This window comes from Streptomyces sp. BE20 (assembly GCF_036322525.1).
In the GTDB taxonomy this organism is placed as follows: domain Bacteria; phylum Actinomycetota; class Actinomycetes; order Streptomycetales; family Streptomycetaceae; genus Kitasatospora.
Genome location: NZ_JAQYWW010000480.1, coordinates 1 through 352 on the forward strand (window position 1 = coordinate 1; position 352 = coordinate 352).

The window sequence follows — 352 nt, forward strand, 5'->3', positions numbered from 1 at the left end:
CAGGACGACCGGGGGACCGAGTTCGGCGACGATCCGGTCGACCGCGGCCTGGACCTGTCCGGCGTCCGAGACGTCGGCGCCGACGGCGACGGCGCGACCGCCCGCGGCGGTGTTCCGGTCCACGGTCTCCCGGCCGGCGGCCTCCTCGAGGTCGAGGACGGCCACGGCGTAGCCGTCGGCGGCCAGCCGGAGGGCGGTGGCGGCCCCCTGGCCGCGCGCGCCGCCGGTGGCGAGGGCGACCCGGGGTGCGGTGGTCTGCTCGGTCATGCTCACTCTCGTCTCTCTCGGATCTCGCTCGCGATCTCCCAGGGATCTCCCAGGGATCTCCCAGGCGGCGCTCGGGGACCTCCGG

General features: G+C 76.7%; 1 protein-coding gene. It reads right to left on the reverse strand.

Features of this window, described 5'->3' with window-relative positions:
- The coding region (locus PUR61_RS06610) for an SDR family NAD(P)-dependent oxidoreductase (RefSeq protein WP_329876624.1) at positions 1 to 267 on the reverse strand (267 nt) is incomplete at its 3' end.
- Positions 268 to 352 lie beyond the last annotated feature (85 nt).